We start from the raw sequence: 494 nt of genomic DNA, 5'->3' as shown, positions 1-494 counted from the left end.
CGAACCGGGGGCCGCCGACGGCAGCGGGATCTTCGTGGTGCTCGGGCCGCTGGTGGGCGACGGGCCGGGCAGCGGGATGGCGGCCATGCTGCTGATCGCCGGGCTGTGCGGCATCGCGGTCGCGGTGGTCGGCATGTCGCGGCGCACGGTGCGGGAGATCGACTCGCTGCTTCCGGATGTCGCCACCGACACCGCTGACGACAACCCCGGCAACAAGGAACTCGTGGAGGGCTGACCATGACCACCAACCCGTTCGAGGACGACAACGGGACCTACCTCGTCCTCACCGACGCCGAGGGCCGGCACTCGCTCTGGCCCGCCGCGATCGCCGTGCCGGACGGCTGGGACGTGGCGCTGGGCGCGAGCAGCCGTGCCGACTGCCTCGCCTACGTCGAGGAGAACTGGACGGACATATGTCCCGTCCGCACGGGCGCAGATACCTGAGATGGGGGCAACGGGGGCGTTGTACGGGGTACATGACCTCTTCACGGCAC

Annotated in this window: 2 protein-coding genes; both read left to right on the top strand. The window is 70.4% G+C overall.

Going from position 1 to position 494, the window contains the following annotated elements; translation table 11 throughout:
* Positions 1–235, top strand: a 235-nt coding sequence (locus ACLZOT_RS49875) for a hypothetical protein (RefSeq protein WP_416975967.1), incomplete at its 5' end; no start/stop codon positions are given.
* A 2-nt stretch (positions 236–237) separates the two neighbouring features.
* Positions 238–444 carry an MbtH family protein gene (locus ACLZOT_RS49870; protein WP_416975966.1) on the top strand — a complete coding sequence of 69 codons (207 nt, stop codon included), beginning with the start codon at positions 238–240 and terminating at the stop codon, positions 442–444.
* The last annotated feature ends 50 nt before the right edge of the window (positions 445–494 follow it).

This window comes from Streptomyces sp. 4F14, assembly GCF_048159485.1.
Classification (GTDB): Bacteria; Actinomycetota; Actinomycetes; order Streptomycetales; family Streptomycetaceae; genus Streptomyces.
Note: the sequence above shows the minus strand (reverse complement) of the source record. Positions and strands in the feature narration are given on the sequence as shown.